General features: G+C 54.1%; 17 protein-coding genes and 1 other annotated feature. Of the genes, 2 read left to right on the top strand and 15 right to left on the bottom strand.

Annotated elements, in window-relative coordinates; all coding sequences use genetic code 11:
* Window positions 1-108: 108 nt before the first annotated feature.
* A complete protein-coding gene (locus HFD95_RS02195) occupies window positions 109-1,155 on the top strand; it encodes a 3-deoxy-7-phosphoheptulonate synthase (protein WP_010670032.1) in 1,047 nt (348 codons plus the stop codon).
* Between the two features lie 7 nt (window positions 1,156-1,162).
* Here HFD95_RS02195 and HFD95_RS02200 read toward each other — a convergent pair whose 3' ends face one another.
* From HFD95_RS02200 to HFD95_RS02270, 15 genes are all read right to left on the bottom strand, one after another.
* Window positions 1,163-2,614 (bottom strand): YdiU family protein, encoded by a 1,452-nt coding sequence (locus tag HFD95_RS02200; RefSeq protein ID WP_010245658.1) that lies wholly within the window; start codon window positions 2,612-2,614, stop codon window positions 1,163-1,165.
* An 80-nt stretch (window positions 2,615-2,694) separates the two neighbouring features.
* Window positions 2,695-3,441 (bottom strand): EAL domain-containing protein, encoded by a 747-nt coding sequence (locus HFD95_RS02205; RefSeq protein WP_033757480.1) that lies wholly within the window; start codon window positions 3,439-3,441, stop codon window positions 2,695-2,697.
* 295 nt (window positions 3,442-3,736) lie between these two features.
* Entirely contained in the window at window positions 3,737-4,195 is a 459-nt protein-coding gene (locus HFD95_RS02210; protein ID WP_033779295.1) for a C40 family peptidase, read from the bottom strand.
* A gap of 68 nt (window positions 4,196-4,263) precedes the next feature.
* On the bottom strand, window positions 4,264-5,013 hold the full coding sequence (gene btuD, locus HFD95_RS02215; protein WP_167429778.1) for a vitamin B12 ABC transporter ATP-binding protein BtuD: 750 nt from the start codon (window positions 5,011-5,013) through the stop codon (window positions 4,264-4,266).
* Window positions 5,014-5,559 carry a glutathione peroxidase gene (locus HFD95_RS02220; RefSeq protein WP_010670029.1) on the bottom strand — a complete coding sequence of 182 codons (546 nt, stop codon included), beginning with the start codon at window positions 5,557-5,559 and terminating at the stop codon, window positions 5,014-5,016. It abuts the gene before it with no gap.
* Between the two features lie 50 nt (window positions 5,560-5,609).
* Window positions 5,610-6,593 (bottom strand): vitamin B12 ABC transporter permease BtuC, encoded by a 984-nt coding sequence (gene btuC, locus HFD95_RS02225; RefSeq protein ID WP_033771623.1) that lies wholly within the window; start codon window positions 6,591-6,593, stop codon window positions 5,610-5,612.
* Window positions 6,594-6,772: 179 nt separating this feature from the next.
* Entirely contained in the window at window positions 6,773-7,075 is a 303-nt protein-coding gene (gene ihfA, locus HFD95_RS02230; RefSeq protein WP_003853259.1) for an integration host factor subunit alpha, read from the bottom strand.
* Window positions 7,076-7,079: 4 nt separating this feature from the next.
* Window positions 7,080-9,467, bottom strand: a complete 2,388-nt coding sequence (gene pheT / locus HFD95_RS02235) for a phenylalanine--tRNA ligase subunit beta (RefSeq protein ID WP_167429779.1) — start codon at window positions 9,465-9,467, stop codon at window positions 7,080-7,082.
* Window positions 9,468-9,481: 14 nt separating this feature from the next.
* Window positions 9,482-10,465, bottom strand: coding sequence for a phenylalanine--tRNA ligase subunit alpha (gene pheS, locus HFD95_RS02240; RefSeq protein ID WP_010245680.1), 984 nt, complete (start codon window positions 10,463-10,465; stop codon window positions 9,482-9,484).
* 71 nt (window positions 10,466-10,536) lie between these two features.
* Window positions 10,537-10,662: a sequence feature (Phe leader region), on the bottom strand.
* Window positions 10,613-10,657, bottom strand: coding sequence for a pheST operon leader peptide PheM (gene pheM / locus HFD95_RS02245; protein WP_106120997.1), 45 nt, complete (start codon window positions 10,655-10,657; stop codon window positions 10,613-10,615). It overlaps the preceding feature by 45 nt.
* 117 nt (window positions 10,663-10,779) lie before the next feature.
* Window positions 10,780-11,136, bottom strand: a complete 357-nt coding sequence (rplT, locus tag HFD95_RS02250; protein ID WP_003853267.1) for a 50S ribosomal protein L20 — start codon at window positions 11,134-11,136, stop codon at window positions 10,780-10,782.
* A 42-nt stretch (window positions 11,137-11,178) separates the two neighbouring features.
* Window positions 11,179-11,376: a 50S ribosomal protein L35 gene (gene rpmI / locus HFD95_RS02255; RefSeq protein WP_010245683.1), complete on the bottom strand. Its 198-nt coding sequence runs from the start codon at window positions 11,374-11,376 to the stop codon at window positions 11,179-11,181.
* 99 nt (window positions 11,377-11,475) lie between these two features.
* Window positions 11,476-12,027, bottom strand: a complete 552-nt coding sequence (infC, locus tag HFD95_RS02260) for a translation initiation factor IF-3 (protein WP_029519030.1) — start codon at window positions 12,025-12,027, stop codon at window positions 11,476-11,478.
* A 3-nt stretch (window positions 12,028-12,030) separates the two neighbouring features.
* Entirely contained in the window at window positions 12,031-13,959 is a 1,929-nt protein-coding gene (gene thrS / locus HFD95_RS02265; protein WP_010245687.1) for a threonine--tRNA ligase, read from the bottom strand.
* 246 nt (window positions 13,960-14,205) lie between these two features.
* On the bottom strand, window positions 14,206-14,967 hold the full coding sequence (locus HFD95_RS02270; protein WP_031590484.1) for a YdiY family protein: 762 nt from the start codon (window positions 14,965-14,967) through the stop codon (window positions 14,206-14,208).
* 350 nt (window positions 14,968-15,317) lie between these two features.
* Here HFD95_RS02270 and ghoS point away from each other — a divergent pair, with 350 nt between their 5' ends.
* Window positions 15,318-15,635 carry a type V toxin-antitoxin system endoribonuclease antitoxin GhoS gene (gene ghoS / locus HFD95_RS02275; protein ID WP_167429780.1) on the top strand — a complete coding sequence of 106 codons (318 nt, stop codon included), beginning with the start codon at window positions 15,318-15,320 and terminating at the stop codon, window positions 15,633-15,635.
* Window positions 15,636-15,711 lie beyond the last annotated feature (76 nt).

Raw genomic sequence — 15,711 nt, forward strand, 5'->3', positions numbered from 1 at the left:
TTGATTTCATTATTAAATTCCGGGTTGAATTCGCAGACTAATGGTTTATTGTGACCACCATCACTTCCCGGTATTTCACCGCTGCGAAGAACCGTTTTCGAGAAACCCATGAACAAAACCGACGAACTGCGTACCGCACGCATTGGTAGTCTGATTACCCCCGCCAGCCTGGCGGCCGAGCATCCTGTCTCTCCGGCAATTGCCGACAATGTCACCGCTGCCCGTAAACGTATTGCCCGTATTCTGACGGGTGAAGATCCCCGCCTGCTGGTGGTGATTGGCCCCTGCTCGCTGCACGACCCGAAAGCGGCACTGGAATATGCTGAGCGTCTGAACGCGTTACGCCGCCGCTATGAAGATCGGCTGGAGATTGTGATGCGTGCCTACTTTGAAAAGCCGCGCACCGTAGTGGGCTGGAAAGGCTTAATCTCCGATCCGGATCTGGATGGGAGCTACGATGTGAACCGCGGCATAGGCATCGCCCGCCAGCTGCTGATTGATATCAACGCGCTGGGCCTGCCTACCGCCACGGAATTCCTGGATATGGTGATCGGCCAGTTTATTGCCGATCTGATTAGCTGGGGCGCGATTGGCGCACGCACCACCGAAAGCCAGATCCACCGCGAAATGGCATCGGCCCTCTCCTGCCCGGTCGGCTTTAAAAACGGCACCGATGGTAACGTACAGATTGCCGTGGATGCGATTCGCGCCGCGCGCGCCAGCCACATGTTCCTTTCGCCCGATAAGCTGGGCCAGATGACTATCTATCAGACCAGCGGCAACCCGCATGGTCATGTGATCCTGCGTGGCGGCAAACAGCCTAACTATCATGCCAGCGATGTCGCCGCCGCAGCCGAAAGTCTGTCGGCATTTAATCTGCCACAGCAACTGGTGATCGACTTCAGTCACGGTAACTGCCTGAAGCAGCATCGTCGTCAGATGGATGTCGCGGCAGAGGTGGCAGAACAGATTAAAGCGGGATCGCAGGCCGTTGCTGGTGTGATGATTGAAAGCTTCCTGGAAGAGGGCAATCAGAAAGTCGTCAGCGGCGAACCGCTGGTCTATGGCAAGTCGATTACCGATCCCTGCCTCGGCTGGCAGGAGAGCGAAAAGGTGCTCGCCCTGCTGGCCGAGGCGGTTTCTCACCGCCTCTGAGTCTGCATCAGCTGGAGCAGCTCACTTCCAGGGTTTTGCCCCAGTCTGGCGGCCGCTGACGATATTCAGCGGCTGTCTGATCGCTAAAGGGTTGCTGTAACGCCTGATGCAGACGTGCCAGCGCCCCCTGCTCTCCCCGCTCCGCCTCTTCAATCGCCTGCTGAGCCAGATAGTTGCGCAGAATCACCGCCGGATTGGCCGCCTTCATCACGGCCTGACGTTCTGCATCGCTGACCTGCTCATCCATCAGACGGCTGCGGTAGCGCTGATACCAGCTATCAAACGCCTCACGATCGATAAACTCATCCCGCAGCGGTGAACGGCTGTCAGCCTGTTGCGTCTCACTAAGCAGGCGGAACGTCAGGGTGTAATCGCTATGCTCCTGCGTCATCAGTGCCAGCAAATCGGTCAGAATCTCATTATCGCTGCTCTGCTGCGTCAGCAGACCGAGTTTCGCCCGCATCCGTTCGCCCCAGACCCGCATCAGTTCAGGTTCGTAGGCGCTCAGTGCCGTCCGCAACTGCTCGGTGGTCAGCAGACCCGACAGCGCATGTGCCAGCCGGTTAAGATTCCACATACCGATCATTGGCTGATTTTCAAAGCTGTAGCGCCCCTGATAGTCGCTGTGATTACAGATGAAGTCGGGCTGATAATCATCCAGAAAACCAAAGGGGCCATAGTCGATGGTCAGACCCAGAATCGACATGTTGTCCGTGTTCATCACTCCATGAGCAAAGCCCACGCTCTGCCACAGCGCAATCAGACGCGCAGTGCGTAACACAATATCGGTAAACCACTGTTGATAGCGGTCTGCTTCAGCGTCCAGATGCGGCCAGTGATGGCGAATGGCGTAGTCGGCCAGTTGCTGCACTTTCTCCTGCTGCTGGCTGTAAAAGAAATGCTCGAAATGACCGAAACGCAGATGACTCGGTGAAATGCGCATCAGCATCGCGCCACGCTCTGTTGTTTCGCGGTAGACCGGCTCATCACCTATCGACAGGGTCAGCGCACGCGTAGTGGGAATGCCCAGATGATGCAGCGCTTCCGAGGCGAGAAACTCACGCACGCTGGAACGGATCACGGCACGACCATCCCCCATGCGGGAATAAGGCGTCAGGCCTGCGCCCTTGAGATGCCAGTCCAGCTTGCTGCCATCCTCCAGACGCTGCTCACCCAGCAGAATGCCGCGCCCGTCGCCAAGCTGGCCCGCCCAGACGCCAAACTGATGGCCGCTGTAGACCTGCGCCAGCGGCTGCATGCCGGGCAGCAGTGCGGCACCGTGCCAGACGGCATGACCCTTATCGGCAAAGAGCGCGCTATCCAGCCCCATTGAGGCTGCAAGCGGTGCGTTATGATACAGCAGGCGTCCGCCTGCCAGTGGCGTGGGGTTCAGCGCGGTGTAACACCCGGTAAGTTCACGGAACCAGGTGTTGTCAAAAGAGGCCTTGCCTGAGGACATTGTTTCTCCCATGCGATGCTCAGCGTTACTTAAGGTTAGTCCTCTAGTGTAACGCTGATAGCGGGGATTAACAGGAAGTATCAGCCGGGATGCTGCGCGGATGGCACACGATCGTCGGCGCAGATCAGCGAATGCAGCGCGTCAGATTTTACCACCGGGAAGAGCGCACCCTGAAACTCAGCACCGCTCAGCTGGCTGACTTTATCCAGCAGCACGTCGTCATCAATGCCACAAATAATGAGCCGGTCACAATGGGCGCGGAAATTATCGATAATGCTCTGAATAAATGGCACGAATGAAGCGCGCTTTGCCAGCGAATGAATAAACTCTTTGTCCAGGCAGATGCAGCTGAATAAATTATCGTAGACCGCATTAGAGGGGGTCTTACCCGCGCCGAAATGAGAAATCGCTAAATTAAACTCAGCATGCAGGCTTGCCAGCAGGGGATTATTTTTTCCCAGTTTTAGTTGCGGAAACGTTTCAGTGATATTCAACAGAATGAATGGCAACTGCTTTATTTTGCGCATCACTAATTCGCTGGCCAGCAGCGTCCGGGCCATGCCTTCATCAATACGTATAAATGCTGACACGGAATGCGCTTCAAAAAAGCCGCGATTCTGCTCCAGCAATCCAATCTGACTTTGCAGCAGGCGCAGCTGCTGCGACTCATCGAGCTGCGGCAGCAACAGATCCTGCGGCAGGGTGATGGGGGCACTTTCATGCACAAACTGCGTGACCAGCTCGACAGCGGTCAGTCGCCCATTAACATCACAGACAGGATAAAACCAGATTTCCGACTGATAGTCGGCCGAAAGATGAATTTTCATTTTAATGCCAGAATATGCGGCGATGGGGATATCGTATAGTAATGGTCAGGCGCAGGCAATAGTGCCAAATCATTGAAGAGACGAACTTCTTTACTCTTCCATTGCCGTTTGGCAGCAGGCGATCACCCTTAAGCCAAATAGTAGCGATAAAACAGCGGTTATTAGTGGAATTAAATAAGCGTTTATTATGTTTATTAAAACTCACGCTCAATAACTGTCATTTAAAATAAACCTTTTACTCTCTGTTTTAACTCTATTTAAAATTGGACTTAAGTCTGATTCCCCGGACCTGCGTTTAAATACGACGCGCCTGCCAGAACACTTTTCGCCAGTAGACATTGTCGAGCGAGGAGCGGATGACGCCCTGGCTGGTTGAGGCATGAATAAAAGCATTATCGGTGTCATAAATGCCCACATGCAGGCCATTCTCCCCGCGACCGGTTTTGAAGAAGACCAGATCGCCTGGCAGCAGTTCATCTTTGCTGATTCGGGTGCCGATATCGCTTTGAGCTGAGGTGGTGCGCGGCAGTTGCAGCGCAAATTTATCGCGGAAAGTCAGATAGACAAAGCCGGAGCAGTCAACCCCGTTACGACTCATGCCGCCATAGCGATAAGGCGTACCACGCCAGTTACCGAGCTGATCGTTCAGTTCCGCAATCACGGTGATCGAATCGGAAAGACGGCCATTAATCGGCGGAGCGTGATGACTGCATCCCGTCAGCAGCAGAACTAAAATCAGCAAACTCAGGCGCATCGCCAAATGTCCTTATCAGAAGTTGCAACCGGCTTAATGTAGCGGTAAAGCCCGCCGGGTAGCAAGTGTCAGGGCAATACGGTCAGCAGCGTGCGTCCTTCAAGTTCAAGCTGCCGGAAAGCAATCTGGTAGATCGGTGTCAGGCCCTGCGGCGTCAGAACCTCAGCCGGTTCACCCTGCGCAATCAACGCTCCCTTATCCATCAGCCAGACCCGATCCGCCTGTTGCAGGCTGTGGTTGAGGTCGTGACTGCTGGCGATAACGCTGATGCCCGCCGCGCACAGGTCGGCAATCAGATCGTCCACCGCTTTTTGCTGGGCGATATCCAGCGCGGTCATGGGTTCATCAAGGATCAGCAGCCGCCCGTGTGGATTGATGTTGGGATCAACCTGCACACAGACCGCCGCCAGCCTGACGCGCTGCCATTCACCACCGGAGAGCCGGGTCAGTGAACGCGATAACTTATCCTGCAGCTGAAGCCGTTTCAGCAGCGTGCTGAGGCGATCGTCTGTCTGCCCCGCCGCCTGTTTCAGATGCAGACGCAAATAGTGCCAGACCGGCATCTGGCTTAGCGGTGCCTGCTGCTGAGGCAGCCAGCCGCGAACCCGGGCCATCGCTGCGCCATTCCAGTCACTCAGCGGCTGTTCGTCCAGCAGCACCGTGCCGGAGGCGGGTTGCAGTCCCGCAATCACACTGAGTAAGGTGCTTTTGCCTGCACCGTTCGGGCCTGCCACGTGCAGCAGTTGACCGGCGGCAAGCTCACCGGTCAGTGGCAGCAGCCGTCCGGGGACGGCGGCCTGTTGCAGGCGCAACAGCATCTATTTTGCCAGCGCCTGCTTAATGGTTTCCAGAATGATCGGATCTTCCGGCGTCATGTCAGGTGCAAAACGCTGGATCACGCTGCCGTCACGGCCAATAAGGAATTTTTCGAAGTTCCACAGAATGTCGCCCTGCTCTTTCGGCGCGCGTCCTTTGCTCTCCATGCGCTCGTAAAAGCCGCTGCCTTCCGGGCGCACCGCGTCAGGTCGGGCCGCAATCAGCTGAGCATAGAGCGGATGACGGCCTGCGCCATTCACCTCGGTTTTGGCAAACATCGGGAACGTGACGCCATACGTGGTGCTGCAGAAGGTTTTAATCTCCTCACTGCTGCCCGGCTCCTGCTCCAGAAACTGGTTGCAGGGAAAACCGAGTACGCTGAAGCCCTGATCCTGCCAGGCTTTCTGCAGGTTCTCCAGCTCTTCATATTGCGGCGTCAGACCACATTTCGAGGCAACATTGACCACCAGCAGTACCTTGCCCTGCCATTGTGACAGCGTGGTTTTTTCCCCATCGAGCGTAACCAGTTCAGTTTGATAAATGTTCATGCTGTTTCCTGTTGTGGATGCTGTTGTGGATGCAGAGTCGCCAGCCGAAGCTAGCGTGAAGATTTCACCAGTAAAATAATAAACAGCGGCGCGCCCAGTGTCGCCGTCACGACGCCTATCGGTAATTCCGCCGACGTCAGCGCCAGACGAGCCACAATATCGGCTGCCAGTAATACACCGGCGCCAGCCAGCGCCGATGCCGGCAGCAGATAGCGGTGATCGCTGATGCCGCTCATACGCAGCAGATGCGGGATCACCAGTCCGATAAAGCCAATAGCACCGGCCATCGCAACGCTGATGCCGACCAGCCAGCCCATGGCGAGCACCAGCAGGTTACGCCAGTAGAAGAGAGACAGTCCGAGCTGGCGGGCAGATGTCTCGCCCAGCGCCAGCAGATTAAGAATCTGCCCGGTCGCCCCCAGGGCCAGCATCACCGGCAGCAGCGCCAGCATCATCCAGCCATAGCGCCAGTCAATCCCGCTGAATCCGCCCATCATCCAGTACATCAACTGACGCAGATCGAGGCTGGTGCTGAAGTAGACCGCCCAGGTCATGATGGCACTACAGATAATCCCCAGCGCCACGCCGGTAAGCAACAGCCGGGTGACCGAGAGCTGACGATGGGCAAAATGCAGCAGGATGAGCGTAATAATCAGCGCACCGGCCATCGCCGCCAGCCCAAGGCTCCACAGCGAGCCGCTGCCCAGCAGCACGCCGAGCACCAGGCCAATACCGGCACCGTTTGAGACGCCGAGCAGGCCGGGCTCCGCCAGCGGATTTGTAAACAGCGCCTGCATCACCACACCGCATACCGCCAGCGATGCCCCGACCAGCACCACCGCCAGACTGCGGGGCAGCCGCAACTGCCAGACAAAGAGCCTGCCGCTTTCCGTGAACCAGTCTGAGGGCGCGATCCAGCTGTCACCGGCACACAGGCTGAGACAGAGCAGTGCAGAGAGCATAAGTGCTAACACAATAAGCCATTTCTGGCCGCGCTGGTCGGCCTGGCGCGCGAGCTGGTCGAGCAGAGACATAAGCGGGATTAGCTGAGAAAACAGAGATTTGATTGTAGAGGGATTGCAGAAAAAAGAAAGGCAGATGAGGCGGTTTGCTCTTTGCCGTCAGGGAGATTAACGGGCGCGGGAAGCGGGATTGCTGCGTACTGAAACCATGAAAAAAGGCCGCTTGCGCGGCCTTTTTGAAACGCTGAAATTCAGTCAGTCTCTTTGGGTGTAGCGTTCTCTACGCGGCTTTTCAGCTTCTGTCCTGGGCGGAACGTTACTACGCGACGCGCAGTAATCGGAATATCTTCACCCGTTTTCGGGTTTCTGCCAGGACGCTGGTTTTTGTCACGCAGGTCAAAATTACCAAACCCAGACAGTTTTACCTGTTCTCCATTCTCCAAAGCGCGACGTACCTCTTCGAAAAACAGCTCTACTAACTCTTTGGCATCGCGTTTGCTCAGCCCGAGTTTCTCAAACAGGTACTCTGACATCTCAGCTTTTGTAAGCGCCATAGGTTCAATCCCTCAAGGTTGCCTGGAATCGCTCTTTTAATGCCGCAACGCATTTGCCAACGGTCGCGGCAATCTCCTCTTCTTCGAGTGTCCGGCTGGTATCCTGCAAAATCAGGCTGATTGCGAGGCTCTTGTAGCCCTCAGAAACGCCCTTACCGCGGTACACGTCAAACAAGTTTACGCCAACTACCTGATTTACGCCAACTTTCTTACACTCCGCGATGATATCTGCTGCGGGGACGTTTTCAGCCACCACAACGGCAATATCACGACGGTTCGCCGGGAAGCGAGAAATCTCGCGCGCGTCAGGCAGGACGCGGTCTGCGACCTTATTCCAAAGCAGTTCAAAGACTAAGGTGCGGCCATTAAGATCAAGCTTACGTTCCAGCTCAGGATGAACCACGCCGATAAATCCGATATGTTCATCATGCAAATAAATCGCCGCGCTCTGTCCTGGATGCAACGCCGGATTCGCTTCAGCACGGAAGCTGATGTCATCCAGTTTGCCGGTTAAATCGAGCAGCGATTCTAAATCGCCTTTCAAATCATAGAAGTCAACTGTCTGACGCGCCAGATCCCAGTGCTCTTCAACGCGGTTACCGCTGATGACGCCAGCCAGCATAAGATCCTGACGGATGCCCAAATCTGCCTGGGTATCCGGCACAAAGCGTAAGCCGCTCTCAAACAGGCGCACGCGGCTCTGCTGACGGTTCTGGTTGTAGACTACCGCGCTGAGCAGGCCGGTCCAGAGTGAGAGACGCATGGTCGACATATCGCTGGAGATTGGGCTCGGCAGCAACAGCGCCTCTTCACCCGGGTGCAGCAGCTGCTGAATTTTCGGATCGACGAAACTATAGGTAATCGCTTCCTGATAGCCCTTGTCCACCAGCAGGTTTTTCGCGCGCTTCAGCGACAGATTCGCTTCGCGATGCTGAGTCATCACCAGACCCGCCTGTACCGGCACATCCGGAATGTTGTTGTAGCCGTAAATACGAGCCACTTCTTCAACCAGATCTTCTTCAATCGCCATATCGAAGCGCCAGCTCGGGGCGACGGCCTGCCACTGCCCTTCTCCCACGGTCACTTCACAGCCGAGACGCGTCAGAATGTCAGTCACCTGCTCATCCGCGATCACGTGGCCAATCAGACGGTCCAGCTTTTCACGACGCAGCGTGATCGTCGCTGGCACAGGCAGGGCTGCCTGATGGGTCTGATCGATGATCGGGCCCGCTTCACCGCCGCAGATTGACAGCAGCAGCTGGGTAGCACGCTCCAGCGCGATATGTTGCAGCGCCGGATCAACACCACGCTCGTAGCGATGTGACGCGTCGGTATGCAGACCATGACGACGGGCGCGGCCGGTAATAGAGAGCGGATCAAAGTAAGCGCACTCGAACAGGATGTTCTGCGTTTCGCCGTTCACGCCCGAATGTTCGCCACCAAAGATACCGGCCATCGCCAGCGCTTTCTGATGATCGGCGATCACTAAGGTATCACTCTGCAGGCTGGCTTCAGTGCCATCCAGCAGCGTCAGCTTTTCGCCCTCTTTCGCCATACGCACCACGATACCGCCGTCGATGCGGTCGAGATCGAAGGCGTGCATCGGCTGACCCAGCTCCAGCAGAACGTAGTTAGTGATATCCACCACCGGATCGATAGAACGAATACCACAACGACGCAGCTTCTCTTTCATCCACAATGGCGTGGCAGCAGCAACGTTTATGCCTTTTACTACACGGCCCAGATAGCGTGGACAGGCTTCTGTCGCATCAACCTGAATCGGGAAAGTGTCGTTCAGCGTCGCAGCGACCGGCTGCATCTCCGGCACGTTCAGTGGCAAACCGTTGAGGACGGCGACATCACGGGCGATACCGATCAGACCCAGACAGTCAGCGCGGTTAGGCGTGACGCTGATTTCAATGGTGTTGTCATCAAGCTGCAGGTAGGTGCGGATGTCGGTGCCAATCGGCGCATCGGCTGGCAGTTCGATGATGCCGTTGTGGTCGTCGGAAATCCCCAGCTCGGAGAAAGAGCAGAGCATGCCTTCAGACGGCTCGCCACGCAGTTTAGCCGCTTTGATTTTGAAATCACCTGGCAGCACGGCGCCGACGGTGGCGACCGCGACTTTCAGTCCCTGACGGCAGTTCGGCGCGCCACAGACGATATCCAGCAGGCGATCGCCGCCCACATTGATTTTGGTCACACGCAGCTTGTCTGCATTCGGGTGCTGGCCGCACTCCACCACTTCCCCGACCACGACGCCGTGGAACGCACCGGCAACCGGATCAACGCCGTCAACTTCCAGACCGGCCATAGTGATTTGTTCAGACAGCGCAGCGCTGTCCAGGGCTGGATTTACCCATTCGCGTAACCAGAGTTCACTGAATTTCATTGGATATCCTGCCCTTACTTAAATTGTTTGAGGAAACGTAAATCATTTTCAAAGAAGGCACGCAGATCGGTCACGCCGTAGCGCAACATGGTCAGACGCTCCATGCCCATACCAAAGGCGAAACCGGAGTAGACTTCCGGATCGATGCCGACATTACGCAGCACGTTAGGGTGAACCATGCCGCAACCCAGCACTTCCAGCCACTTGCCGTTTTTACCCATGACGTCTACTTCTGCTGATGGCTCAGTAAACGGGAAATAGGAAGGACGGAAACGAATCTGCAGATCTTCTTCGAAGAAGTTGTTCAGGAAATCGTGCAGCGTGCCTTTCAGGTTGGTAAAGCTGATATTTTTATCCACAATCAGCCCTTCCATCTGATGGAACATCGGGGTATGGGTCTGATCGTAATCGTTACGGTAGACGCGGCCTGGCGCAATAATGCGAATCGGCGGCTGCTGAGCCTTCATGGTACGGATCTGCACGCCGGACGTCTGGGTACGCAGCAGGCGCGTGGCGTCAAACCAGAAGGTGTCGTGATCGGCACGGGCCGGGTGATGGGCAGGAATATTCAGCGCATCGAAGTTATGGTAATCATCTTCAATTTCTGGACCGGTTACGACGCCAAAGCCTAACTCACCAAAGAAGGTCTCAATGCGATCCATGGTGCGGGTTACCGGATGCAGGCCGCCATTCTCAATGCGACGACCAGGCAGAGAGACATCAATGGTCTCTTCAGCCAGACGGGCATTCAGCACCGCAGCTTCCAGGGCATCTTTGCGCGCATTCAGACGCTCGGTGACCTGCTGCTTCGCTTCATTGATTACCGCACCCGCTGCCGGGCGCTCTTCGGCTGGCAGCTCGCGTAACGTAGTCATCTGCAGTGTCAGATGTCCTTTCTTACCCAGGTATTCGACGCGCACCGCGTCAAGGGCGGCGATATCCGTCGCCCCGTCGATGGCCGCCGTGGCGCTGGCCACCAGTTCTGCGAGTTGGGACATAGTTTCCTCTTTTTCCAGTCAGGCTGGTCAGTTCTCGTTGGGACCTGCCGGTCCAATATGCTAGCGCCAGAAACAAAAAAGCCTCCACGAGGGAGGCTTTTAGCGCGATTTTTCGTTTCTTTTCTTATGCGCAAAAGCCCCTGGATGTCAGGCGCTAAAGTAAAAAAAGAAACGGAAAATAGCAGCGTTCATGCTTGCGGTTACCTTGTCATGCGATACAGGGGGTCTATTGAAATGCTCAGCGCCGGAAATGTCAATCTTTTGCGTAAGTTACAGGCAATAAAAAAGGGAGCAAGCTCCCTTTTCCATCTGACTTACGCCAGGGCTGATTTCGCTTTTTCGACCAGTGCAGAGAATGCCACTTTATCGAATACCGCGATGTCGGCCAGGATCTTACGGTCAATCTCAATGGCTGCTTTTTTCAGACCATTGATGAAACGGCTGTAAGACATGCCGTTCTGACGAGCCGCTGCATTGATACGCGCGATCCACAGCTGACGGAACTGACGCTTACGTTGACGACGGTCACGGTAAGCATACTGACCAGCTTTGATAACAGCCTGGAAGGCAACGCGGTAAACACGTGAACGTGCACCGTAATAGCCTTTAGCTTGTTTTAAGATTTTTTTGTGACGTGCGCGAGCAACTACACCACGTTTTACACGAGCCATTTAGCTCTCCTGTTTAATATTCTGATTTAATGAAAAAATTACTTATGCGTACGGCAGGCAGGCAATTACCAGACCCAGATCGCCTTTTGACACCATGCCTTTAGGGCGCAGGTGACGTTTACGCTTAGTAGATTTTTTGGTCAGAATATGACGCAGGTTTGCGTGTTTACGCTTGAAGCCGCCAGAAGCGGTCTTGCGGAAGCGCTTAGCCGCACCACGTACAGTTTTAATCTTTGGCATTTTAAAAATATCCACTTCGCATTGTTAATAACATGACCCAGACAGGCGAACAGTTAACCGCACAGCGCGAACGCTGCGCGGTTAGTGTTACTTGAAAGCCTACTGTTTCTTCTTAGGAGCGAGCACCATGATCATCTGGCGGCCTTCGATCTTCGAAGGGAAGGATTCGACAATGGCCAAATCCAGATCTTCACACAGGTCTTTACGGACGCGGTTAAGCACTTCCATACCGATCTGCTGGTGCGCCATCTCACGACCGCGGAAACGCAGCGTGATTTTGGCTTTATCGCCTTCTTCCAGAAAGCGAATCAGGTTGCGTAGTTTGACCTGATAGTCGCCATCATCGGTTCCAGGACGGAATTTGATTTCCTTAACCTGAATAACTTTTTGCTTCTTCTTCTGTTCCTTAGAAGATTTGCTTTTTTCATAGAGGAACTTGCCGTAATCCATGATGCGGCAGACCGGCGGTTCGGCATTCGGGCTGATTTCGACTAAGTCGCCGCCCGCTTCCTCGGCTTTTTCCAAAGCTTCGCGTAATGTGACAATGCCAATCGGCTCGCCATCCATGCCTGTTAAGCGCACTTCAGTTGCGCGGATTTCACTGTTGATTTTGTTCGGACGCGTCGGTAGTACTCGTTTTCCGCCTTTAATACTTTATTCCTCCAATTGTTGAAGATTTCGGCTGCGAATCTCTTGTTGAAGTTTCTCAACAAACACATCGACATCCATCGACCCAAGGTCTTTACCACGGCGGGTGCGAACGGCAACTTTGCCAGATTCCACCTCTTTATCACCGCAGACCAACATATAAGGGACGCGACGTAATGTGTGCTCGCGGATTTTAAAGCCTATCTTCTCATTTCTCAAGTCTGCCTTCACACGAATGCCAGCATTCTGCAGCTTACGCGTCAAAGACTCAACATATTCTGCTTGTCCGTCGGTAATATTCATTACCACGACTTGCAGCGGTGCCAGCCAGGTTGGGAAGAAACCGGCGAATTCTTCGGTAAGAATACCGATGAAACGCTCCATTGATCCCAGAATCGCACGGTGAATCATCACTGGCGTCTGACGATCATTGTTTTCACCCACGTAGGTTGCTTCAAGGCGTTTTGGCAGGGAGAAGTCTAGCTGAACTGTTCCGCACTGCCAGGCGCGATCAAGACAATCGTACAAAGTAAACTCAATTTTAGGACCGTAGAACGCGCCTTCGCCTGGCTGGAACTCAAACTCAATATTGTTTTCGTTCAGCGCCGCAGCCAGATCTTCCTCGGCACGATCCCACATCTCATCCGTACCAATGCGCTTCTCAGGACGGGTGGATAACTTCACCACAATCTTTTCAAAGCCGAAGGTGCTGTACATGTCATAAACCATGCGGATACAGCTGTTCACTTCGTCACGCACCTGCTCTTCAGTACAGAAGACGTGTGCATCATCCTGGGTAAAGCCACGAACACGCATCAGGCCGTGCAGTGCGCCTGAGGGTTCATTACGGTGACAGCTGCCGAACTCTGCCATACGCAGCGGCAGGTCACGGTAGGATTTCAGACCCTGATTAAAGATCTGAACATGCCCAGGACAGTTCATCGGTTTGATGCAATATTCACGGTTCTCAGATGAGGTGGTGAACATCGCTTCTTTATAGTTTTCCCAGTGCCCGGTTTTTTCCCACAGGACGCGATCCATCATGAATGGACCTTTAACTTCCTGGTACTGGTACTCTTTTAACTTGCTGCGGACAAACACTTCCAGCTCGCGGAAGATGGTCCAGCCGTCATTATGCCAGAAGACCATGCCTGGTGCTTCTTCCTGCATGTGGTAGAGATCCAGCTGCTTACCAATCTTACGATGGTCACGCTTCGCCGCCTCTTCCAGACGCTGCAGATAGGCTGCCAACTGCTTTTTGTCTGCCCATGCGGTGCCATAAATACGCTGCAGCATTTTGTTGTTGCTGTCGCCGCGCCAGTAGGCACCGGAGATCTTCTGCAGTTTAAAATGATGGCAGAACCGCATGTTCGGCACGTGCGGACCGCGGCACATGTCGACATATTCTTCGTGATGATACAGGCCAGGCTTATCGTCATGGCTGATGTTTTCATCAAGAATGGTGGTCTTGTAAATTTCGCCGCGCGCCGCAAAGACGTCGCGAGCTTCCTGCCAGCTGACCTTCTTCTTCACCACATCGTAGTTGGTTTCAGCCAACTGATGCATGCGTTTTTCCAGCAGGTCGATATCTTCCTGGGTCAGGGTACGATCGATGTCGACATCATAATAGAAGCCGTTATCAATGACCGGGCCAATCGCCATTTTGGTATCCGGCCACAGCTGTTTAATCGCATGCCCTAACAGGTGCGCACAGGAGTGACGGATGATTTCCAGACCCGCTTCATCTTTAGCGGTAATGATCGCTACGGCGGCATCTTCAGTGATGGGATCAACAGCATCAACCAGTTCACCGTTAACACGGCCAGCGATACAGGCTTTCGCCAGACCAGGACCGATGTCCAGCGCAATATCCATCACACTGACAGGGCGGTCAAACACGCGCTGGCTGCCATCAGGAAGCGTAATTACAGGCATTTCATATCCTTATTTGCAGTGGTAAGCCACACGAAAGCCTACATGCAACGTAATGTAAAATTAGTGACCTGGCGTGATATCAGACCCACATTGTCGGAATGTCGCCAGGATTTCAGTGCGGGGCTGATGATAGCAGTTTTCCCCGGCGAGAAAAACCCATGCCTTTTTCGCTAAGCCCTGGAGAAATCAAAAAAAAGCGGCCTGACACACTGTCAGGCCGCTGTGAATGCTGCTGCAAAAATGCGCTTACATTGCGTAAGAGAGCATGATTGAGGTTTTGGTATCGGTACGATCAGGTGCCGATTCCGGCGGATTGTTGTTCCAGCTGACGTTGTAAGCCAGCTTCAGCGCGAAGTGGCTGTTGATCGCCACCTGCAGGCCAGTTTCAGAGTTCACCGTGGTGTCTTCTCCAAAGCTGCTCAGCACTGACACGCCCTGAATAAATTTAGTGGTGTCGGTCAGCTGCCACTGATAGCTGACTGCGCCATAGCCCAGCGCTTTGGTCTGATGACCACCCGCGTGATAATCGTCATAACGTACACCCGGACCCAATTCCGCACGCAGCGAGTGCACCGGTCCATTCAGAATCTGACGACCGTAACCGGCTGTCAGCACGTCGCGTGAATCGTAACCATTGAAACGATCGCTTAACCAGCTCGCCTGTCCAAACAGGTAGTCATACGAGTTGAGGTTGTAACGTGAACGACCACCGATGTTGTAAGTTTCAGAAGAGCGCTCGTCGTTTGACGAGGTGTTGGCTGCGTTACCCCACAAGCTGTAAGCCATAGATGACTGATACCAGGTCATATTGGTCTGAGCCGTCATTGATGAACTGGTGGTGTTACCGGTTTGCGCCAGATATCCCGCAGCAGCAGAACCTTCAAACGGCTTTTTAGCTGTTGAAGGGTCATCCATTGACGTAAATACGGCGTTATCGGCCATTGCCTGGTGACAAAAAGCTCCGGCGGAGAGCAAAAGAACAGCAGACAGCTTGTTATAGGCTTTCATTAAATGTGATCCGTGCGACTGTTTAAAAAACGGAGAGTCTGAAGCGTTTTGCCGGGCATTCAATGCAATTTACGGTAAGTTTTGTAAAAAATTATTAACTTACACAAAATGCCTGGAATCACCCTGACAACCCCTGTTAATTGGGACTCATCTTATTAACGTCGCGCATTATAGTGCTGCCCAAACGAAAAGCCAGACGCAACGGCAGAAGATTTTTACGTTATGCTGCTGGCTCCTGACACGAATTTACGCTATGCATCACGTCACACACACGGCATCTCCTTCATAATTCGCCTGATTTTTCACCATGGTCTACGCTCAGTTCAGTTTCCCTTCCCCGGAGGTGCCTCATGAGCAACACCTTAACCCGCTATATCGTGACCTTTCACTATCAGGAGTCGGGTTTAAGTGACATCCTGGAGCTGACCAGCGCAATGACCGCCGCAGGTTTCACGACCACGATGACAGATGACGACGGCCATTCGCATGAACTCGGTACGAACAGCTATGGCATCGTCAGCACGCTGGAGGCTGAGGATCTGCGGCAACAGGTCACTACGGCCGGTGAAAGCGCGCTGGGTCAGGAACCCGAGGTGACCGTCACGACCTTCGAAGAGTATCTGCGCGATGCTGCCGATCATCGCCCTGCCACCTCAGCGCCAGAATAAAGGGTGCAATTGCGCGGTTTTTGGTGAATATTTACGCAATACAATCGAACTTACGCAGCGAATAACGAGGATAGCC

Origin of the sequence: Pantoea sp. EKM10T (assembly GCF_011800685.1) — a bacterium.
In the GTDB taxonomy this organism is placed as follows: Bacteria; Pseudomonadota; Gammaproteobacteria; order Enterobacterales; family Enterobacteriaceae; genus Pantoea; species Pantoea agglomerans.